Origin of the sequence: Pseudomonas sp. NPDC088429 (assembly GCF_044753305.1) — a bacterium.
Classification (GTDB): Bacteria; Pseudomonadota; Gammaproteobacteria; order Pseudomonadales; family Pseudomonadaceae; genus Aquipseudomonas; species Aquipseudomonas rustica.
In genome coordinates, this window is the sequence record NZ_JBIVMX010000075.1 from 1,885 (window position 1) to 21,969 (window position 20,085).

Annotated in this window: 15 protein-coding genes and 1 pseudogene; 11 read left to right on the forward strand and 5 right to left on the reverse strand. The window is 59.1% G+C overall.

What is annotated here, in order from left to right; all coding sequences use genetic code 11:
* From ACIP66_RS25075 to ACIP66_RS25100, 6 genes are all read left to right on the forward strand, one after another.
* On the forward strand, nucleotides 1–156 hold a 156-nt coding region (locus ACIP66_RS25075), incomplete at its 5' end, for a hypothetical protein (protein WP_400651715.1).
* Nucleotides 157–188: 32 nt separating this feature from the next.
* Nucleotides 189–1,364 (forward strand): acetyl-CoA C-acyltransferase FadA, encoded by a 1,176-nt coding sequence (gene fadA, locus ACIP66_RS25080; protein WP_053122093.1) that lies wholly within the window; start codon nucleotides 189–191, stop codon nucleotides 1,362–1,364.
* A gap of 99 nt (nucleotides 1,365–1,463) precedes the next feature.
* The gene (locus ACIP66_RS25085; protein WP_007910467.1) at nucleotides 1,464–1,700 is read left to right on the forward strand and encodes a DUF1653 domain-containing protein; all 237 of its coding nucleotides are present in this window, start codon (nucleotides 1,464–1,466) and stop codon (nucleotides 1,698–1,700) included.
* Between the two features lie 114 nt (nucleotides 1,701–1,814).
* Nucleotides 1,815–4,445: a type I DNA topoisomerase gene (topA, locus tag ACIP66_RS25090; RefSeq protein ID WP_053122091.1), complete on the forward strand. Its 2,631-nt coding sequence runs from the start codon at nucleotides 1,815–1,817 to the stop codon at nucleotides 4,443–4,445.
* A 144-nt stretch (nucleotides 4,446–4,589) separates the two neighbouring features.
* On the forward strand, nucleotides 4,590–5,114 hold the full coding sequence (locus ACIP66_RS25095) for a DUF6586 family protein (protein ID WP_400651697.1): 525 nt from the start codon (nucleotides 4,590–4,592) through the stop codon (nucleotides 5,112–5,114).
* 106 nt (nucleotides 5,115–5,220) lie between these two features.
* Entirely contained in the window at nucleotides 5,221–5,454 is a 234-nt protein-coding gene (locus ACIP66_RS25100; RefSeq protein ID WP_008082203.1) for a hypothetical protein, read from the forward strand.
* Nucleotides 5,455–5,551: 97 nt separating this feature from the next.
* On the opposite strand, the gene sulA is transcribed toward ACIP66_RS25100, so the two are convergent.
* Together sulA and lexA are read right to left on the reverse strand one after the other, a co-directional pair.
* Nucleotides 5,552–6,025, reverse strand: a complete 474-nt coding sequence (sulA, locus tag ACIP66_RS25105) for an SOS-induced cell division inhibitor SulA (RefSeq protein WP_053122087.1) — start codon at nucleotides 6,023–6,025, stop codon at nucleotides 5,552–5,554.
* A 10-nt stretch (nucleotides 6,026–6,035) separates the two neighbouring features.
* On the reverse strand, nucleotides 6,036–6,644 hold the full coding sequence (gene lexA, locus ACIP66_RS25110) for a transcriptional repressor LexA (RefSeq protein ID WP_053122085.1): 609 nt from the start codon (nucleotides 6,642–6,644) through the stop codon (nucleotides 6,036–6,038).
* Nucleotides 6,645–6,873: 229 nt separating this feature from the next.
* Between lexA and ACIP66_RS25115 the strand changes: the two genes are divergently transcribed.
* The 4 genes from ACIP66_RS25115 to ACIP66_RS25130 all read left to right on the forward strand — a co-directional run bounded on the left by ACIP66_RS25115 (nucleotide 6,874) and on the right by ACIP66_RS25130 (nucleotide 12,803).
* Nucleotides 6,874–7,581, forward strand: coding sequence for a TetR/AcrR family transcriptional regulator (locus tag ACIP66_RS25115; protein WP_019648307.1), 708 nt, complete (start codon nucleotides 6,874–6,876; stop codon nucleotides 7,579–7,581).
* Nucleotides 7,582–7,739: 158 nt separating this feature from the next.
* Complete coding sequence (gene nagZ / locus ACIP66_RS25120) at nucleotides 7,740–8,750, forward strand: beta-N-acetylhexosaminidase (RefSeq protein ID WP_400651701.1); 1,011 nt, start codon at nucleotides 7,740–7,742, stop codon at nucleotides 8,748–8,750.
* A 12-nt stretch (nucleotides 8,751–8,762) separates the two neighbouring features.
* Nucleotides 8,763–9,500: an S-methyl-5'-thioinosine phosphorylase gene (locus ACIP66_RS25125; RefSeq protein WP_400651704.1), complete on the forward strand. Its 738-nt coding sequence runs from the start codon at nucleotides 8,763–8,765 to the stop codon at nucleotides 9,498–9,500.
* A gap of 9 nt (nucleotides 9,501–9,509) precedes the next feature.
* Nucleotides 9,510–12,803 (forward strand): SNF2-related protein, encoded by a 3,294-nt coding sequence (locus tag ACIP66_RS25130; RefSeq protein ID WP_400651706.1) that lies wholly within the window; start codon nucleotides 9,510–9,512, stop codon nucleotides 12,801–12,803.
* Nucleotides 12,804–12,930: 127 nt separating this feature from the next.
* On the opposite strand, the gene ACIP66_RS25135 is transcribed toward ACIP66_RS25130, so the two are convergent.
* Genes ACIP66_RS25135 through mfd form a run of 3 tightly spaced genes read right to left on the reverse strand, consistent with a single transcriptional unit; the run spans nucleotide 12,931 to nucleotide 19,659 of the window.
* Nucleotides 12,931–15,621 (reverse strand): DEAD/DEAH box helicase, encoded by a 2,691-nt coding sequence (locus ACIP66_RS25135; protein WP_400651708.1) that lies wholly within the window; start codon nucleotides 15,619–15,621, stop codon nucleotides 12,931–12,933.
* An 11-nt stretch (nucleotides 15,622–15,632) separates the two neighbouring features.
* Entirely contained in the window at nucleotides 15,633–16,199 is a 567-nt protein-coding gene (locus ACIP66_RS25140) for a CsiV family protein (RefSeq protein WP_400651710.1), read from the reverse strand.
* A 10-nt stretch (nucleotides 16,200–16,209) separates the two neighbouring features.
* Nucleotides 16,210–19,659 carry a transcription-repair coupling factor gene (gene mfd, locus ACIP66_RS25145; protein ID WP_400651713.1) on the reverse strand — a complete coding sequence of 1,150 codons (3,450 nt, stop codon included), beginning with the start codon at nucleotides 19,657–19,659 and terminating at the stop codon, nucleotides 16,210–16,212.
* Between the two features lie 354 nt (nucleotides 19,660–20,013).
* On the opposite strand from mfd, the pseudogene ACIP66_RS25150 reads away from it, so the two are divergent.
* Nucleotides 20,014–20,085 (forward strand): annotated as a pseudogene (locus ACIP66_RS25150) (glyceraldehyde-3-phosphate dehydrogenase); the annotation flags it as partial.

Here is a 20,085-nt window from a genome sequence, read left to right on the forward strand (position 1 = left end):
CCTCCATTCCGTGGCGGTGCACTGCGCTACATCGATTCGATCGGTGTTGCCGAGTTCGTTGCCCTGGCTGACCAGTACGCTGATTTGGGCGCGCTGTACCACCCGACCGCGAAGCTGCGTGAAATGGCCAAAACCGGCCAACGGTTCTTCGGTTAAGCGTCCCAACTTTTGAGCGAGAGTGAAATTTTATGAGCTTGAATCCAAGAGACGTCGTGATTGTCGACTTCGGTCGTACTCCGATGGGCCGCTCCAAGGGCGGCATGCACCGCAACACCCGCGCCGAAGACATGTCGGCGCACCTGATCAGCAAACTGCTGGAACGCAACGTCAAGGTCGATCCGGCGGAAGTCGAAGACGTGATCTGGGGCTGCGTTAACCAGACCCTGGAGCAGGGCTGGAACATCGCGCGCATGGCGTCGCTGATGACCCAGATCCCGCACACTTCGGCCGGCCAGACCGTCAGCCGTCTGTGTGGCTCGTCGATGAGCGCGCTGCACACTGCTGCGCAAGCGATCATGACCGGTAACGGTGACGTGTTCGTGGTTGGCGGCGTCGAGCATATGGGCCACGTGAGCATGATGCATGGTGTCGATCCGAACCCGCACATGTCGCTGTACGCGGCGAAAGCCTCGGGCATGATGGGTCTGACCGCTGAAATGCTCGGCAAAATGCACGGCATCACTCGCGAGCAGCAAGATGCTTTCGGCGTGCGTTCCCACCAGTTGGCCCACAAGGCCACCGTGGAAGGCAAGTTCAAAGACGAAATCATCCCGATGCAGGGCTACGACGAGAACGGTTTCCTGAAACTGTTCGACTATGATGAAACCATTCGTCCGGAAACCACCCTGGAAAGTCTGGCGGCCCTCAAGCCTGCCTTCAATCCAAAGGGCGGCACCGTGACCGCAGGTACTTCGTCGCAGATCACCGATGGTGCTTCGTGCATGATCGTGATGTCGGCGCAGCGCGCACAAGATCTGGGTATCCAGCCAATGGCGGTTATCCGTTCGATGGCAGTGGCAGGTGTGGATCCGGCAATCATGGGCTATGGTCCAGTTCCGGCAACACAAAAAGCCTTGAAACGTGCCGGTCTTGGCATCAACGATATCGACTTCTTCGAGCTCAACGAAGCTTTCGCTGCACAGGCTCTGCCAGTGCTGAAAGATCTGAAAGTACTCGACAAGATGAACGAGAAGGTTAACCTGCATGGCGGCGCGATCGCCCTGGGTCACCCGTTCGGTTGCTCCGGTGCCCGTATTTCCGGCACCTTGCTGAACGTGATGAAGCAGAATAGCGGTACCTTCGGGGTAGCCACTATGTGCATTGGTCTCGGCCAAGGCATCTCCACCGTCTTCGAACGCGTTTAAGCGTCTCGTCGATGGAAGCCGGGGCCAAGTGCCCCGGTTTTTGTTTTTCTGGATTTATTTTTGTTTTTATTTTGAAAAAATTTGAGTGAGGGCCAAAACATGCCGATACAACCTGGGCTCTACCAACATTACAAAGGTCCGCAGTACCGTGTATTCAGTGTTGCGCGGCATTCGGAAACCGAAGAAGAAGTGGTCTTTTACCAAGCCCTGTATGGCGATTACGGCTTTTGGGTACGCCCCTTGAGCATGTTTCTCGAGTCGGTCGAGGTTGACGGCGAGCAGGTGCCACGCTTTGCTTTGGTGCAAGCTGAACCGAGCCTTTTTTCCAAGGCATAAGGCGAGTGCGCACAGAACCCTGTGCTTGACCTCACCTTGTATCAACTATATATAGCGGTGCCGCGTCAGGCGCCAACCGCCTTTCACTTCTAGAATTCAGGAATTTTCTGATCCATGGGCAAATCGCTGGTCATTGTGGAATCCCCGGCTAAGGCCAAGACCATCAACAAGTATCTGGGTAACCAATACGTGGTGAAGTCGAGTATCGGCCATATCCGAGACCTGCCCACCAGCGGTTCGGCTAGCGCCAGCAAAGAGCCAGCCGCCAAGCGCGGCAAGGCTGCTGCGGGCGAAGGTCCGGTGCTCTCGCCGAAAGAGAAGGCGCGCAAGCAGCTCGTCTCGCGTATGGGTGTCGATCCCGATCATGGCTGGAAAGCCAAGTACGAGATCCTCCCGGGTAAAGAGAAGGTCATCGAAGAGCTGCGCCGGCTCGCCAAAGATGCTGACACCATCTATCTCGCAACCGACTTGGATCGCGAGGGGGAAGCCATTGCCTGGCACCTGCGCGAAGCCATCGGTGGTGACGACAGCCGCTACAAGCGCGTGGTGTTCAACGAAATCACCAAGAAGGCGATTCAGGAAGCGTTCTCCAAGCCGGGCGAGCTGGACATCGATCGTGTCAACGCTCAGCAGGCGCGTCGGTTCCTCGACCGCGTTGTCGGTTACATGGTCTCGCCGCTGCTGTGGGCGAAGATCGCCCGTGGCCTGTCCGCTGGCCGCGTGCAATCTGTAGCCGTGAAGCTGGTCGTGGAGCGTGAGCGCGAAATTCGTGCGTTCAACCCGGAAGAGTATTGGGAAGTGCATGCCGATCTCGGCACCACCAAAGGCTCGACCGTGCGTTTCGAAGTGGCTCGCGAAAAAGGCGAAGCCTTCAAGCCGCTGAACGAAGCCCAGGCCACGGCCGCGCTGGAGAAGCTCAAGGCTTCCAGCTACAGCATCGTCAAACGCGAAGACAAGCCGACCAGCAGCAAGCCTTCGGCGCCGTTCATCACGTCGACCCTGCAACAGGCTGCGAGTAACCGCCTGGGCTTCGGCGTGAAGAAAACCATGATGATGGCCCAGCGTTTGTATGAAGCCGGCTACATCACGTATATGCGTACCGACTCGACCAACCTCTCGGCCGATGCCGTAACAATGGCGCGGGCTTACATCGAAGACGAGTTCGGCAAGAAGTACCTGCCGGAAACGCCGAACGTCTACAGCAGCAAGGAAGGCGCACAAGAGGCTCACGAAGCGATTCGTCCTTCCGACGCCAACACCATTCCAAGCAAGCTGGCGGGCATGGAGCGCGATGCAGAGCGTCTCTACGAGCTGATCTGGCGCCAGTTCCTGGCTTGCCAGATGCTACCGGCCCAGTACCTGTCGACTACCGTCAGCGTCGGCGCTGGCGATTTCGAGCTGCGCGCCAAGGGCCGCATCCTCAAGTTCGACGGTTACACCCGTGTCATGCCGCAAATTGCCAAGCCGGGCGATGATGACGTTCTGCCTGATATGGCGCAGGGCGACGTGATGAAGCTGATCAAGCTCGATCCGTCGCAGCACTTCACCAAGCCGCCGGCGCGTTACTCCGAAGCCAGCCTGGTGAAAGAAATGGAAAAACGCGGCATCGGTCGTCCTTCGACTTATGCGGCGATCATTTCGACCATTCAGGATCGCGGTTACGTGACCCTGCACAACCGTCGTTTCTATTCGGAAAAGATGGGCGACATCGTTACCGAGCGTCTGTCGGAGAGCTTCTCGAACCTCATGGACTACGGCTTCACTGCCGGCATGGAAGAGAATCTCGATGACGTGGCACAGGGCGAGCGCGACTGGAAAAACGTGCTGGACGAGTTCTATGGCGACTTCAAGAAGAAGCTCGAAGTAGCCGAAAACCCGGAAAACGGCATGCGTGCCAACCAGCCGGTGATGACCGACATTCCGTGCACGACTTGCGGCCGTCCGATGCAGATTCGTACCGCATCGACCGGCGTGTTCCTCGGCTGCTCGGGCTACAGCTTGCCGCCGAAAGAACGCTGCAAGGCCACCGTCAACTTGGTGCCGGGCGATGAAATCGCTGCGGACGATGAGGGCGAATCGGAGTCGTTGGTACTGCGCGGCAAGCATCGTTGCCCGATCTGCAGCACAGCGATGGACGCTTACTTGCTCGACGAGAAGCGCAAGCTGCACATCTGCGGTAACAACCCGGATTGCGCTGGCTACGAAATCGAAGAGGGCAGCTATCGCATCAAGGGTTACGAAGGCCCGAGCCTGGAATGCGATAAGTGCGGCAGCGAGATGCAGCTCAAGACCGGCCGATTCGGCAAGTTCTTCGGTTGCACCAACCCTGAGTGCAAGAACACCCGCAAGCTGCTGAAAAGCGGTGACGCGGCGCCGCCGAAGATGGATCCGGTGAAGATGCCTGAGCTGAAGTGCGAAAAGGTCAACGACACCTACATCCTGCGCGACGGTGCCTCCGGCCTGTTCCTCGCGGCGAGTCAGTTCCCGAAAAACCGCGAGACCCGTGCTCCGCTGGTGATCGAGATTGTGCCGCACAAGGACGAGATCGATCCGAAGTACCACTTCCTCTGCGACGCGCCGAAGAAGGATCCTGATGGTCTGCCAGCGGTTATCCGCTACAGCCGCAAGACCAAGGAGCAATACGTGCAGACCGAAGTCGACGGCAAGCCTACCGGTTGGAAGGCTTACTACGACGGCGGCAAGTGGACCGTTGAAGACAAGCGTACGAAGGCCAAGGCCGAGTAAGCGTTAGTCCGATACTGAAAAGGCCGCATGCGAACCCTCGGGTTTTCATGCGGCCTTTTTGTTTTCTGCTTGCGGTGGGATCGGCTGATCCACGACACTGTCCGGCCTGTGTGAAGCAATTATTTCGTTGTGGAGAGCGCCGTCATGGCTCACGAACTCTATACCCGTACCAATCAGAAGATCTATTTCGCCGGCCTGTCGCTGGAAGCCCTGGCTCGCGCTGAAGAAGGGCGGGCGATGAATTCTCTGGCGCTGATTCAGGCCGGGCGTGAATCGGCGTTATTCCACCTCTATGGCGCCCTGTTGGGCCTTTGTCATGAGATTGCTGGGTTCTATCGTCTACCTCAGGCCAATGCGCCACGGGCAGAGATGCTGCTGACGCGCGAAGTGCTGGATTCGATCGCGATTCCCGAAATGGCTGAAATGGTCGAATTGGCGGGTAATCCTGAAACCTGGCTGGCGAAACTGTTGGCGGCGCATTCGGCACTGTTTCAGCCTCCGCGGGTGCCACACAAGCCGAAGGGCGACGTGACCCAACCGCTGATTCAGGCGATCAACCTCGATGAAGAAGAGGCGCCAGAAGAGTTGAGCCGAGAGGAGCTGGAGAGCTGGCGGCAGAATCTGAAAGGCTTGGCGATTCGTTTTCGTGAAGGATTGAACGAGTGCTGAGACTGATTGACGCGGTGGCAATCTGAAACATGCTGCTGGTCAAGATCCCGAGCGAATCCTGAATGATGTCTATATAATCCCTGCCTTTCGTGGAGAACAGACCTATATGCCAACGTCCTTTCTAGAAATTGTCGAGTTGCCAGACGGCCGAATCGAACTGCGCAGGGCTGAGGACGAAGGTTCTTTGGTGACTCTGGATTTCTCCGAGGATGCCAAGACTTTCCTTCAGGGTCAGCACGTGGAAATCGCCAAGGCGATGTTGAGCGTCGGCGTGCAGATGGCCGGCCGGATGATTGAAGGTGAGTTTGATAAGGAAGAGGGGCCACGGGTTCTTCACTGATCCCTACCTGCTTTTCGTTTTTATCGGTACCGCTTCAGATCGGCTTCTCTGTCCTTGGAGAAGCCCTGCGCTTCACACAGCGCATTTCACCTGCGAATCAACCCAAGCGAATGTTCAGGCTTTGAGCGTCGCCCGTGCGGGCCGCGCTGATCAGTTGCTGACGTGAGGTTGTGTTCAGCGGATTGAGCCAGGTCACCACTGTGTGACTGCGGCCCAGACGCAATGCCTCGCACGCCAACTGCTGAGCACTTTGCGTGCCGCGCGGTTGCAGCAGCAGAATGCGTTCGCGGTTCAGGCCAGCATCGCGCAGCCAGGTTTGCGTCAGGCTGGCAGGCGGTGCGATCAGCGTCAGCCAGCGAGCGTCCTGATCCTCGCTCAATTCGCGAAGGATCGGGGCGAGCAGGTTCAGGCAGTTCCCGGCCGCACCGCGCAGAGACAGCTCACTGAATACTTCAGGTTCGGCATTCCATTCACGCTCGACCACTTCTTTGAGGATCGGCGCCATCGGTTGCGCCAGAAACGCTTCGAATAAAGGCAGTTGTGTTTGCTGAGGTGTGTGTGGGAACTGCATAAAGCCTCCTTTAGCGGCGGATAACGCCGACACTCAAGCCTTCGATCACCAGTTCCTGATCTTTCAGGTCGACTTCGATAGGGGCGAACTCAGGGTTTTCGGCCATCAGCCAGACTTTGCTGCCTTCACGCTTGAAGCGTTTGACGGTCACTTCATCGCCGATACGGGCGACAACCACCTGGCCATTGCGCGCTTCGCGAGTGGTGTGGACGGCCAGCAGATCACCGTCGAAAATGCCGATGTCCTTCATGCTCATGCCGTGCACGCGCAACAGATAGTCGGCACGCGGGTGGAAGAAGGCGGGATTGATGTTGCAGGACTCTTCGATGTGCTGCTGAGCGAGGATCGGCGCACCGGCAGCGACACGGCCAATGACCGGCAGGGTAGAGTCGTCAGCCTTGGCTTCGAAGCCAGGGATGCGAATGCCACGAGAGGCGCCCGGGGTCATTTCGATGGCGCCTTTGCGGGCCAGCGCCTTGAGGTGTTCTTCTGCCGCGTTAGGCGACTTGAAGCCCAGTTCCTGAGCGATTTCCGCACGGGTTGGCGGATAACCGTTGTCTTCGAGGCAACGTTTGATAAAGGCCAGAATCTCGGCTTGGCGTGGCGTCAGCTTTAGCATAATGATCGCTCTGTCTTTTTATACAGTGACTGGGATTATATACAGTGAAACGCTCTTGGCAATGCCCGTTTTTTTGCCTGCCGCCGGACGGTCGGCAGCACTGCTTATAAAAGCGCCGGGCTTGTGTGGTTAAATAGCTGACCGACCATTCCCAAAACGAACTGGCAGGCTTGACAAGGCATAGGCTGAAACGTATGTTTCAAACAAGTGTTTGTCAGGCGGAGTAGCCATGGCCCAGTCGGAAACCGTTGAACGCATTCTTGATGCTGCCGAGCAGTTGTTCGCGGAGAAAGGTTTCGCGGAAACCTCATTGCGTTTGATCACCAGCAAGGCTGGCGTCAACCTGGCAGCAGTGAACTATCACTTCGGTTCGAAGAAGGCCCTGATACAGGCGGTTTTCTCGCGCTTCCTCGGGCCGTTCTGCCTCAGCCTCGATAAAGAGCTGGAGCGCCGTCAGGCCAAGCCTGAGAACAAGCCGACCCTCGAAGAACTGTTGGAAATCCTCGTCGAACAAGCCCTCGTGGTGCAACCACGCAGCGGCAACGATCTGTCGATTTTCATGCGTTTGCTCGGCCTCGCGTTCAGCCAGAGCCAAGGTCACTTGCGCCGTTATCTGGAAGACATGTACGGCAAGGTATTCCGTCGCTACATGTTGCTGGTCAACGAAGCCGCGCCGCGTATTCCACCAATCGAACTGTTCTGGCGCGTGCACTTCATGCTCGGCGCTGCGGCCTTCAGCATGTCCGGTATCAAGGCGTTGCGGGCGATTGCCGAGACCGATTTCGGCGTCAACACTTCCATTGAACAAGTCATGCGCCTGATGGTGCCGTTCCTCGCCGCGGGCATGCGCGCAGAAACCGGCGTCACCGACACGGCCATGGCCACCGCGCAACTGCGTCCGCGCAGCAAATCAACGCCGGTCGCCGCCAAGGTTTAACCGCGCACGGGTGGGCGCGGCAGCTTGTATCCGCTAAGCTAGCCGCCCATGCCGACTCTCGTTCTGAACCCGATTCTCACAGAAATTGCCGACCTGCCGAGCACTGCTCACGGTAGCGATTTTCTGCGCATCGGGTTTTTCGTTTTCAAGGAATCTCTATGACTGCTGGCCTGCAAGGCTCGTTGATGGTGGACGTCGCCGGTACCTGGCTGACGGGCGAAGATCGCCAATTGTTGCGTCAGCCCGAAGTGGGCGGCCTGATTATTTTTGCCCGTAACATCGAGCATCCACGTCAGGTGCGTGAGCTCAGCGCCGCGATCCGCGCGATTCGCCCGGATCTGCTGCTGGCGGTGGATCAAGAGGGCGGTCGTGTGCAGCGTCTGCGTCAGGGCTTCGTGCGCCTGCCGGCCATGCGTGCCATCGCCGACAACCCGAATGCCGAATACCTCGCCGAACAATGTGGCTGGATCATGGCCACCGAAGTGCTGGCGGTCGGCCTCGACCTGAGCTTCGCCCCGGTACTCGATCTCGATTACCAGCGCAGCGCCGTGGTCGGCACCCGTTCCTTTGAAGGCGATCCCGAGCGCGCCGCAGTCCTTGCCGGGGCATTTATTCGCGGCATGAACAGCGCGGGCATGGCGGCCACCGGCAAGCACTTCCCTGGTCACGGTTGGGCCGAAGCCGATTCCCACGTGGCGATCCCGAATGACGAACGCAGCCTCGACGAGATCCGCGCCAACGATCTCGTGCCGTTCGCCAGACTCAGCAAACAACTGGCTGCGATCATGCCGGCGCACGTCATCTATCCGCAGGTCGATTCGCAGCCAGCCGGATTCTCCCGCCGCTGGTTGCAGGACATTCTGCGCGGCGAGTTGCAGTTCGACGGCGTGATCTTCAGCGACGACCTGTCGATGGCCGGCGCCCACGTGGTCGGCGACGCCGCCAGCCGCATCGAAGCTGCGCTCACTGCCGGCTGCGACATGGGCCTGGTGTGCAACGACCGCGCAGCTGCCGAGCTAGCCCTCAGCGCCGCGCAACGGATGAAGGTCAAGCCCTCCGCCCGAATTGCGCGCATGCGCGGTCAGGCCATTGCCAGCACCGAATATCGCCAGGATCCGCGCTGGCTCACCGCCATCGGCGCGCTCAAAGACGCTCAACTGATCGATTAAGGATTTTTCGTTATGACCGTTTACGCAATCATCGGTGGCACCGGCCTGACTCAACTCGAAGGCCTGAGCATTCGTCAGTCGCTGGCAGTCGATACGCCTTACGGCGCACCCTCCGCCGAAGTGCAGATCGGCGAGTACGCCGGCAAGGAAGTGCTGTTCCTCGCCCGTCACGGCCACCCGCATCGCTTCCCGCCGCACAAGGTCAACTACCGCGCCAATCTGTGGGCGCTGAAGCAGGCCGGCGCCGAAGCAATCATCGCGGTGAATGCCGTCGGCGGGATTCATCCGGCGATGGGCACCGGGCATTTCTGCGTGCCACATCAGATCGTCGACTACACCAGCGGCCGTGAGCACACCTATTTCGCCGATGATCTGGAGCACGTCACCCACATCGACTTCAGCTTTCCCTACAGCGAAGCGCTGCGTCAGCAATTGATTGCTGCCGTGGCCGCCGAAGGCTGCGAATACAGCGATCAAGGCGTTTACGCCTGCACTCAAGGGCCGCGTCTGGAAACGGTCGCCGAGATCGTGCGACTGGAGCGTGATGGCTGCGACATCGTCGGCATGACCGGCATGCCGGAAGCCGCGCTGGCGCGTGAACTGGATCTGGATTACGCCTGTCTGGCGCTGGTAGTGAACCCGGCAGCGGGCAAGACCACCGAAGTGATCACCATGGCCGAGATCGAGCAGGCGTTGCATGACGGCATGGGTAAGGTGAAGTCGACATTGGCGCGGGTGTTGGCCGGCTAAGGGCTGCCCATGAGCATTTTCATCGAGCGGCTCAAGTCGTCGGCCTGGACTCAGGCATTCACTAGCAGCGCGCTGGCCAAGGCTCGCGCTTATGCCGCCGATGATCGAGTAGAGATCATCGAGATCGATGACAGAAAGATCGAAGCGTTCTGCGTCGGTTCGCAAGATCAGGCGTATGAACAAACCATTTACCTGTCCGAAGATCGGCTGGGCTCCGTCAGCTTGCGTTGCCTGTGCACCTGTCCTGTCGCTATCGACTGCAAGCATTGCGCTGCGGTGCTCTATCACCTGCAGGGCAGTGATCAAAGTGCGTCTGAAAGTGACGCACAGATCCCGCTGGGTCGGGCGCTGGAACATTGGCTTTCGACAATTCCGGTGCCGGCCAAGCCCGCCGTAGAGGGCGCGCAAACCGCAGGCACGCGCCTGTTTTACAAGCTCAAGCCTACGTCAGTCAGCGGCAAGTGGCTGCTCGATATTTTCAAGGTTTCCCAGCTCAAGAGCGGCGAGTTACGCGAAGTCAAACCGATGTATTCGCTGGCGGAAATGCTAATGCGTCAGCCCGGCTACCTGTCCGAGCTGGATCTGCGCGTCGCCAGGCTGCTGGTTGCCATGCACTCCCACCACGCCTATTACAGCGGCTATCCGCTGGAAGGCAGCAGCGGCGCCGAGCTGCTGGAAATGCTCCTGCGCACCTCGCGGCTGTTCCTCGATTTCGAGGATCTGCGACCGTTGGCGCCGGGCGCGAAGCGCATCGGCCAGTTCGCCTGGGCCGAACAGGCCGACGGCGGCTTCCGTGCGCAGTGGAGCAGTGCCGAGGCGGCGCAAGAAACCGTGCTGGCGCTGGAGCCGCTTTATTACCTCGATCGTGAGCAGCGGCAGATTGGCCCTCTGTTCAATGAACTGGAAGAAAAACTGGCCAGTCATTTGACGCTGGCGCCGGACGTTCCGGCGCGTCAGGCCATGCAGTTCAGCCATCGCATGAGCACCGCAACGAGAATCCCGCCGCCACACCAACTGACCGAACGAGTCATCGACGACGTACTGCCGCAGCCACAACTGACCCTCGTCAGCGGTCGGGAGCGCTCGCGCTGGGAATACGTTCTGGAGCACCGCGCCGCCCTGGTATTTACCTACAACGGCCAGCCGACGGTGGATCGCAATCCGGAAGTGATGATCCTCAACGGCACCGAAACCCAGCGCATTCAACGCCAGCCTGCGGTGGAAAAGCAGCTGCGCCAGATCCTGCAAAAGCACGGCTTCAAGAAAGCCACCCGCAAGAGTTCGCTGGATCGTCGCGGCGAGATGTTTACCTTGCCGGATGATTCCGCCTGGCTCGGGTTTATGCACGAAGGGCTTGCCACCCTGCGCGCCTTGAACTGGCAAGTCGAGATTAGTGACGGCTTTCATTTCAATGTACAGCCAGTCGAGCATTGGTACGCCGAGGTCGAAGAAGAGGCTGGGCATCAGTGGTTTGATTTGCAATTGGGTATCGTCGTCAATGGCCAGCGCTATAGTTTGCTACCGATCCTTCTGCACTTGTTGCGCACCCAGCCGCGCTTGCTCGACCCGGTCAATCTGGCACAACGCAGCGATGACGAAAAACTCCTGATCGAACTGAAGCCCAGCGGTTTTGGTGACTCTTCGGGCGCCAAGGTCGCGCTGCCGCTGAGTCGGGTCAAACCGCTGATGGCGACGCTGGGCGAGTTGTACCTGGGCGGTCATCAGGGCGATGCACTGCGCTTGAGTGTCCCGGATGCCGCGCGCTTGAGTATGCTCGATGGTGTGCCGCTGGATTGGCAGGGTGGCGAGCGGCTGCGCACCTTCGCCAAGCGATTGCAGAATTCCAGTCACACCCACGTCGCTGCGCCGGCCGGTCTTGACGCGCAACTGCGCCCGTATCAGCTCGAAGGCCTGAACTGGATGCAGACCCTGCGTGAGCTTGAGGTCGGCGGCATTCTGGGCGATGACATGGGGCTGGGCAAAACCCTGCAAACCCTGGCGCATCTGCTTACGGAAAAACACGCCGGTCGCCTCGATTGCCCGGCTCTGGCGGTGATGCCGACCAGCCTGATTCCAAACTGGCTCGACGAGGCCGAGCGATTCACCCCGCAGTTGAAAGTATTGGCGCTGCACGGCACGGGACGGCAGAAAGATTTCGCTAATCTGGCCGAGTACGATCTGGTGCTGACCACTTACGCGTTGCTGCCGAGGGATCTCGAGGTTCTACAGCCGCAGCTGTGGAGCGTGCTGATTCTCGACGAAGCGCAGAACATCAAAAATCCGATCAGCAAAGCGGCGCAAGCGGCCCGTGATCTGCAGGCCCGTCAGCGCTTGTGCCTGAGCGGCACGCCATTGGAAAACCACTTGGGCGAGCTGTGGTCGCAGTTTCATTTCCTCATGCCCGGCTGGCTTGGCGACAGCAAATCCTTCAATCGCGATTACCGCACGCCAATTGAAAAGCACGGCAATGTTCAGCGCATGCAGCACCTGACGGCACGGATCAAGCCGTTTTTGTTGCGTCGCAAAAAGGATCAGGTCGCCACCGAGTTGCCGCCGAAAACCGAAATCGTCCATTGGGTCGATCTCAGCGACGGCCAGCGCGATGTCTATGAAACGGTTCGCGTCGCAATGGACAAAAAAGTCCGCGACGAGATTGCCCGCAGTGGCGTGGCGCGCAGTCAGATCATCATTCTCGATGCCTTGCTCAAGCTGCGGCAGGTTTGTTGCGACTTGCGCCTGATCAAGATGCCAATGACAGCCAAGGCACTGCGTTCCGGCAGTGGCAAGCTGGTCAGCCTGATGGAAATGCTTGAAGAGTTGCTCGGCGAAGGTCGCAGAATCCTGCTGTTCTCCCAGTTCACTTCGATGCTCGCTTTGATCGAGGAAGAATTGCAGCAACGGGATATTGCCTATTCGCTGCTGACCGGTGACACCACGGATCGGCGTACGCCAGTGAAGGAATTTCAGGGCGGCAAGGTACCGTTGTTTCTGATCAGTCTGAAGGCGGGCGGTACCGGTTTGAACCTGACCGCTGCGGACACGGTGATCCACTTCGACCCTTGGTGGAACCCGGCGGTGGAGAATCAGGCCACCGATCGCGCGTATCGCATCGGGCAGAACAACCCGGTGTTTGTTTACAAGCTGATTGCCCGTGGCACCGTGGAGGAGAAGATACAGGCGTTGCAGCAGGAGAAGGCTGCACTGGCCGGGGCGGTGCTTGAGGGTGGGACGACGGGTGGCTGGAAGCTGGAGCAGAGTGACATCGAGGCGCTGTTTGCGCCGTTGCCTGTTTCCAAGAGTTGAGCCTGGGTTTTAACCGTCAGACCGAGGTGAGTCATTCGCGAGCAAGCTTTGCTCCTACAGGGATCTGCGGCGTCCACCCGTAGGAGCAAAGCTTGCTCGCGATAGCTATCTAACAGAAAAAAAGATTTCAACGCTTATCGAGCTTATCCGGCAGCGGCGCAAACAGCGCTTCAATATCATCACTCTGCAACTTCCAGTCCCCGGCCTTGCGCCCATCCAGCACGCCTGCCGCCAAGTCGGATTTTTCCTTTTGCAGGTGCTGAATCTTCTCTTCCACCGTGCCCCGGGCAATCATCTTGTAAACGAATACCGGTTTCTCCTGACCAATCCGGTACGCCCGATCCGTCGCCTGATTCTCGGTCGCCGGGTTCCACCACGGGTCGTAGTGAATCACCGTGTCCGCTTCCGTCAGGTTCAGACCAACGCCACCGGCCTTCAGGCTGATGAGAAAAATCTGACGCTTGCCGCTCTGGAATTCCTTCACCGGTGTACGCCGATCGCGGGTCTGGCCGGTCAATAGCGCGTAGGAAACATTACGCTTTTTCAGCTCTTGCTCGATCAAGGCCAGCATCGAGGTGAACTGCGAAAACAGCAGAATCCGCCGTCCTTCCTCAAACAACTCCTCAAGCATTTCCATCAAGCTGTCGAGCTTGCCCGAGGTGCTGCCGCGAGCGGGCAGGGTGGCATCGTTGACCAAGCGCAAATCACAGCAAACCTGACGCAGCTTCAACAGCGCCTCAAGAATGATGATCTGACTGCGCGCCACGCCTTTGCGGGTGATCTCGTCGCGGACTTTCTTGTCCATCGCCAAACGCATGGTTTCGTACACATCGCGCTGCGCTTCGTTGAGATCGACCCAATGGATGATCTCGGTTTTCGGCGGCAGCTCGGTGGCGACCTGCTCTTTGGTGCGGCGCAGCAGGAACGGTTTTATCCTACCGTTGAGGTGCTGAAGTCTGACTTCACTGCCGCGCTTTTCAATCGGCACACGGTAATCGGCGTTGAAGCTTTTGACGTCGCCGAGCCAGCCCGGCAGCAGGAAGTGAAACAGCGACCACAGCTCGCCCAAGTGGTTTTCCAGCGGCGTACCGCTCAGGCACAGACGCTGGCGTGCATTAAGCTCGCGCGCGGCTTGAGCGGCTTTGCTGTTCGGGTTTTTGATGTACTGCGCCTCATCCAGCACCAATACATGCAGCGGCTGCTTGGCCAGACGTTCGACGTCTTTGGGCAGCAGCGCGTAGGTGGTGAGGATCAGGTCGAAATCGGCCAGATTATCGAAATGCTTTTTGCGCGTGGCACCGTACAGAGCGACAACTTTCAGCTGCGGGGTGAAGTGTGCCGCCTCATCCAGCCAGTTCGGAATCAGGCTGGTCGGCATCACCACCATGCACGGGCGATCAAGGCGACCGGCGATTTTCTCGCTGAGAATATGCGCCAGGGTCTGTAGGGTTTTACCCAAACCCATGTCATCCGCAAGGATTCCGCCGACTTCCAGTTGCCGCAGCGATTGCATCCAGCTCAGGCCTTCGAGCTGATACGGGCGCAGCGTTGCGTTCAGTCCTTCCGGTGCTTCAGCGCTGAAATCACGGATGTCGCGCAAGCGTTGGGCGAACGTGCGGATCTGCTCGCCGCCCTCCCACAGCAGCGGCAGGCCTTCCAGCGAGTTGAGGCGTGTGGCGTCGGCCTTGCTCAGGCGCAGGGTGGTTTCGCCCGGCTCCTGCAAATAGAACTCGCCGAGCGTCATCAATACCGGTTTTAACCGGCCCAACGGTAAAGCAACCTGCAGTGGCCCGTGCTCGATATTGCGTTGCGGCACGTTGACCAGAATCAGCTCGTCATCGCGACGCCGCGCAAGGCGTTCCGGATTGAGAATTTCCGCGTGCGAGCGCATCAGGTTAAGCAGGATCGGCAGCAGACTCAGGCGTTCACCGTTGACGATGATCCCCAGTTCCAGATCAAACCAGTCACGCTCCGGCGCCTGCTCGACCGTGGCGTACCAGTCATCCACGGCAGTCAGGTCAAAGCCAAACTCCTCGTCGATCTGCAATTCCCAGCCTTGGGTGCGCAGCTTCGGCAAATCGTTGAGGGTAAACGTCAGCCAAGCGCTGTCGTTGACCATCTCATACAGTTCGCCCGCGCTTTCCGGCAGCGCTTTGCTCTGCCGCGTGGCGATTCGAAAGCCGAGGATTCTTAACTGTTCACGGTAGGACTGTTCGACCTCCGGATGGCGTTTTATCCGCAGGGTCTGGGTTTCCTGACGAATCAGGATGTCGCTGTTTTTCTGCCCGCTGACGTACTCATCCAGATAGCTGAACGACAGCGCCGCGCGGTGCTGAATGTAGCGCTGCATCTTGCCGTTGCGCGGTTCGAAAGCGCTGAACTCGACACTGGCCAGCCACAGGCGTGGCATCGGCTGCACATTGTCGACCAGCACTTGCGGCGGCGCTTTCGGGCCACGGTTTTCCAGCACGGCTTGAAGTTTCTCCAACAGCTCGGCGTCTTTGGCAGCGGCGGGGTAGTCGAGGGTTTCCTGCACTTTCAGCAACACTGCCGCGCAATGTTTGCAGTTGCTGCGAACCGGGCAGGTGCAGCCGGCATCGACCAGCAGCAAAGTGCCTTTGGCTGACTCGCGAAGATGAATCGTCTGACGGTAAACGTTACCGCCAGAGCCTTCGCAGCTGGCGGTGATCGTTGCATCGCCGACCTGGGCGATGCGTACCCGGTTTTCCAGGGCGTAGCGGCGGCCACGCTCCAGGCTCTGTTCCTTGAATCGGCTGACCCAGGAGGGCGCCAACGGTTTACTCAGCGGCGGGTTCATAAGGACTTCGATCAGTCCGGAATCGCTTCAGGCGCTTCCCGTGGCGCGGGTGCGGTCAGGGAAGTGATCTTGATCAGCAGGGCCAGATGGCCGTTGTCGAGATAGTTGAGTTGGCCGTTCTTGGTGTGGCTGTCCTGTTTCAGGCGTTCACTGGCGGTGACCAAGCCATTGGTGTCGATCTGATTGACCCAGAAATCGGCAGCGACGTCGGTGAAGCGCCCGAGCTTCATCTCCAGCGTGCCCTCGATCGGGAACTGGCCGTATTGCTCCTGACCGTCGCTGACCGAGACTTTCGCCGGTGCTTCGCCGAGGGTTTGCTGCCAGGCCTTGTGCATCAGGACTGTGTAGTCGCCACTGGCGGTGAGTTTAGTCACCACGTCATTCAGCGCCGGGGTGCGCTTGCTGTCATCGCCCAAACGCTGGGCGCCTGCGGCCCAGTCTTCCGGCGCGGCACGGCTGACGATGGCCGGCACGGCGTTCTGGCGCACCAGAATCATTTCGACCTGATACAGGTCATCGGCAAAAACCGAAGGTGCTACCAGGGTGAGTAGCAAAGTCAGCGAGCGAAACAGGCGCATGCGGCGTCCTTTAAACAGATTTCGGGAGGAGGCGCTCAAACAGCGCCTCTACAGTATTAAAGCGCTCTTCCGGGCGTTCCATCGGCACCTGGAACTTGAACATCGTGGCGCCTTCGAATTTGTAGCGTTTTGGCTGGCTCTGGATCAGCTTGATCAGCGTCATCGGATCGACCGGCGTCTGCGCTTCGAACTCGATGCGCCCACCTTGCGGCCCGCCATCGACTTTCTTGATGCCCAACTGCTCGGCCTGCAACTTCAACGCCGTGATGCGCACCAGATTTTTCGTCGGTTCCGGCAACAAGCCGAAACGGTCGATCATCTCGACATGCAGATCCTTCAAACCTTCCTCGTCGGTCGCCGAAGCAATGCGCTTGTACAGAATCAGGCGCGCGTGGACATCCGGCAGGTAGTCTTCCGGAATCAGCGCCGGCACCCGCAAATTGACCTCCGGGCCACCGCCGAGCGGTTGATCGAGGTTCGGTTGCTCGCCCTTGCGGATCGATTTCACCGCGCGCTCGAGCATTTCCATGTACAGCGTAAAACCGACGGCTTGAATCTGCCCACTCTGGCCATCGCCAAGCAGTTCGCCGGCACCACGGATTTCCAGGTCGTTGGTCGCCAGCACGAAACCGGCGCCGAGATCCTGAGTATTGGCGATTGCTTCCAGACGCTTTTCCGCGTCCGAAGTGATTTGCTGGCGCGGCGGCGTCAGCAAATACGCGTAAGCCTGGTGGTGACTGCGGCCGACACGACCACGCAACTGGTGCAGTTGCGCCAGGCCGAATTTGTCAGCGCGCTCGATGATAATGGTGTTGGCGCTCGGCACGTCGATGCCGGTCTCGATGATGGTCGAGGCGATCAGCACGTTGAAGCGCTTGTGATAAAAGTCGCTCATCACCTGTTCGAGTTCGCGCTCGCGCATTTGTCCGTGGCCGATGCCGATACGCGCTTCCGGTACCAGTTCGGCAAGGTCGGCGGCGCATTTCTCGATGGTTTTCACATCGTTGTGCAAGTAGTAAACCTGGCCGCCGCGCAGCAGTTCGCGGAGCAGGGCCTCTTTGACCGTGCTCTTGTTCTGCTCCATGACGAAGGTGCGCACCGACAGGCGTCGCGCCGGCGGTGTGGCGATGATCGACAGGTCGCGCATGCCCGACACCGCCATGTTCAGCGTGCGCGGAATCGGCGTGGCGGTCAGCGTGAGGATGTCGACTTCGCTGCGCAGGGCCTTGAGCTGTTCTTTCTGACGCACACCGAAGCGGTGTTCTTCGTCGATGATTACGAGCCCGAGGTTTTTGATTTTCACGTCATCGGACAGCAATTTGTGCGTGCCGATGACGATGTCGATCTTGCCTTCCGCCAGATCGGCAATTGCCGCACTCACTTCCTTGGCCGATTTGAAGCGGCTCATCACTTCCACGCTCACCGGCCAGTCGGCGAAGCGGTCGCGGAAGCTGTTGTAGTGCTGCTGGGCGAGCAGGGTGGTCGGCACCAGAATCGCAACCTGGCGGCCACCGTGGACGGCGATGAACGCCGCGCGCATGGCCACTTCGGTCTTGCCGAAGCCAACGTCGCCGCAGACCAGGCGATCCATCGGTTTCGGCGCGAGCATGTCGGCGCGCACGGCTTCGATGGTGGTTTGTTGATCCGGAGTTTCTTCGAACGGGAAACCGGCGCTGAACGTCGCGTAATCGGCCTTCGGGTCGGCGAACGCATAACCTTCGCGAGCGGCACGGCGGGCATAGATGTCGAGCAACTCAGCGGCGACGTCACGTACCTGTTCAGCGGCTTTGCGTTTGGCTTTCTGCCAGGTTTCCGAGCCGAGACGGTGCAGCGGGGCCAGCGCATCATCGCTGCCGGTGTAGCGCGCGATCAGATGCAGGTTGGCCACCGGCACGTACAGCTTGGCGTTTTCGGCGTATTCGAGGGTGAGGAATTCGGCGGCTTGATCGTCGATTTCCAGAATCGTCAGGCCGAGGTAGCGACCGACACCGTGATCGATGTGCACCACCGGCGCACCTTCGCGCAGTTCGGTGAGGTTTTTGATCACTGCATCGTTGTTGCCGTCGGCACGCTTCTCGCGACGGCGACGCTGCATCACGCGTTGACCGAACAGTGGACTTTCGGCGACCAGTGCCAGCGCCGGATCATCCAGCATCAGGCCTTCGTCGAGCGGGGCGATGGTGATCGCCAGACGATCCTTGCTCGCGACGAAGTCCGGCCAACTGTCGACGGTTTTCGGTCGCAGCTTCAGACGTTCGAGCAACTCCAGCAGCACTTCGCGACGGCCCGCGGATTCAGCAGTGAACAGCACGCGTCCGGGAAACTCATCGAGGAAGCCAGCCAGCGCGGCCAGCGGTTGCGTGGCTTTGGCTTCGATCGCCAGATTCGGCAAGGCTTGCGCCGGGAAGCGCTCGCGACCGGCGCCGCTTTCGACGTCTTGCTGACTGGCAACCACTCGCGGCCAGCTCTTCAGGCGCGCGAAGCAGTCTTCCACCGGCAGGAACAATTCGGCGGGCGGCAATAAAGGACGCGATGGATCGACGCGGCGCTCTTCATAACGATTGCGCACGTCGTTCCAGAAATTTTCCGCCGCTTGCTCGATGCCCGGCAGCGAGAACACTTGCGTGTCCTGCGGCAGGTAATCGAATAGCGTCGAGGTTTCGTCGAAGAACAGCGGCAGGTAGTACTCGATACCGGCCGGAGTGATGCCGCTGCTCAGATCCTGGAAGATCGGGCAGCGACGGAAGTCGACGTCGAAACGCTCGCGAAAGCGCGCCTTGAAGCGGGTGACTGCGTCTTTCTGCAACGGGAATTCACGCGCTGGCAGCAGCTTGACCGAATCGACCTTGTCGATGGAGCGCTGGTTTTCCGGATCAAAAGTACGCAGGGTTTCGATTTCGTCATCGAACAGGTCGATGCGATACGGCAACTTGCTGCCCATCGGGAACAGGTCGATCAGCGCGCCGCGCACGGTGAATTCGCCGTGCTCATACACCGTGTCGACGTAGCGATAGCCGCTGGCTTCGAGTCGCGAGCGCATCTGCTCGACGTCGAGCTTCTGACCGACATCCAGCACCAGGCTGCTACCGAGCAGGAATTTGGTCGGCGCCAGACGGTGCAGGGCGGTGGTGATCGGCACCACCAACACACCGTGTTCCAGTTCCGGCAGCCTATATAAGCTGGCAATGCGCTGGGAAATGATGTCCTGATGCGGCGAGAACAGGTCGTAGGGCAGGGTTTCCCAGTCGGGGAAATGCAGAACGGGCAAATCCGGGGCGAAGAAACTCAGCTCCTGTTCCAGTCGTTCAGCACTCTGGCTGTCGGCGGTCAGTAGCAGGGTGAAGCGCTTGGCAGCGCTGGCAGCCTCGGCAATCGCCAGACTGAGGGCAGCGCCGGGCAAATTGCCCCAATGCTGTTTACCTGCCTCGGCAGGGAGTTGCGGTAGACGCAGAACGGGCACGGAAGGTTGAGCTCCAGGCTTTGCGACAAAGTCGGTAATTGTAGCGGCGTCGGGTGTCGCCTGTCAGTTGCAGACTACGTCTATCTTCACTGTTTTGGCGAAATGTAGTGGTAACCATAAAAACGAGCACTTTTTTAGTGGTTATGTAGTGCCGAAATTGGCTCGTGTTACGGAGGGTTACAGACATCGTCTAACAGTCGACGAAAAATTGACTGCGCTGGAAGCCGCGTATTTACTGGGCTGGCGCGGGGCCTGATTTTTTTGAAAGGAATTTTGTTACCGATTTCGCGACAAGCGCGCATTGCTGTATGAGGTTGTGGGCGGCATAATGTAGCCCCTTTTTTCTGCCCCTACATGTGGAAGGTTACCGTGACTCAGAAGCCCGACCAGTGTCTTGGTGAATGGATCGACCGTGAAGCACTCGCC

Bases quoted from the DNA above. Each gene is read 5' to 3' on its own strand.
- fadA (WP_053122093.1), top strand. From the start codon at position 189: ATGAGCTTGAATCCAAGAGACGTCGTGATTGTCGACTTCGGTCGTACT.
- ACIP66_RS25085 (WP_007910467.1), top strand. From the start codon at position 1,464: ATGCCGATACAACCTGGGCTCTACCAACATTACAAAGGTCCGCAGTAC.
- topA (WP_053122091.1), top strand. From the start codon at position 1,815: ATGGGCAAATCGCTGGTCATTGTGGAATCCCCGGCTAAGGCCAAGACC.
- ACIP66_RS25095 (WP_400651697.1), top strand. From the start codon at position 4,590: ATGGCTCACGAACTCTATACCCGTACCAATCAGAAGATCTATTTCGCC.
- ACIP66_RS25100 (WP_008082203.1), top strand. From the start codon at position 5,221: ATGCCAACGTCCTTTCTAGAAATTGTCGAGTTGCCAGACGGCCGAATC.
- sulA (WP_053122087.1), bottom strand. From the start codon at position 6,025: ATGCAGTTCCCACACACACCTCAGCAAACACAACTGCCTTTATTCGAA.
- lexA (WP_053122085.1), bottom strand. From the start codon at position 6,644: ATGCTAAAGCTGACGCCACGCCAAGCCGAGATTCTGGCCTTTATCAAA.
- ACIP66_RS25115 (WP_019648307.1), top strand. From the start codon at position 6,874: ATGGCCCAGTCGGAAACCGTTGAACGCATTCTTGATGCTGCCGAGCAG.
- nagZ (WP_400651701.1), top strand. From the start codon at position 7,740: ATGACTGCTGGCCTGCAAGGCTCGTTGATGGTGGACGTCGCCGGTACC.
- ACIP66_RS25125 (WP_400651704.1), top strand. From the start codon at position 8,763: ATGACCGTTTACGCAATCATCGGTGGCACCGGCCTGACTCAACTCGAA.
- ACIP66_RS25130 (WP_400651706.1), top strand. From the start codon at position 9,510: ATGAGCATTTTCATCGAGCGGCTCAAGTCGTCGGCCTGGACTCAGGCA.
- ACIP66_RS25135 (WP_400651708.1), bottom strand. From the start codon at position 15,621: ATGAACCCGCCGCTGAGTAAACCGTTGGCGCCCTCCTGGGTCAGCCGA.
- ACIP66_RS25140 (WP_400651710.1), bottom strand. From the start codon at position 16,199: ATGCGCCTGTTTCGCTCGCTGACTTTGCTACTCACCCTGGTAGCACCT.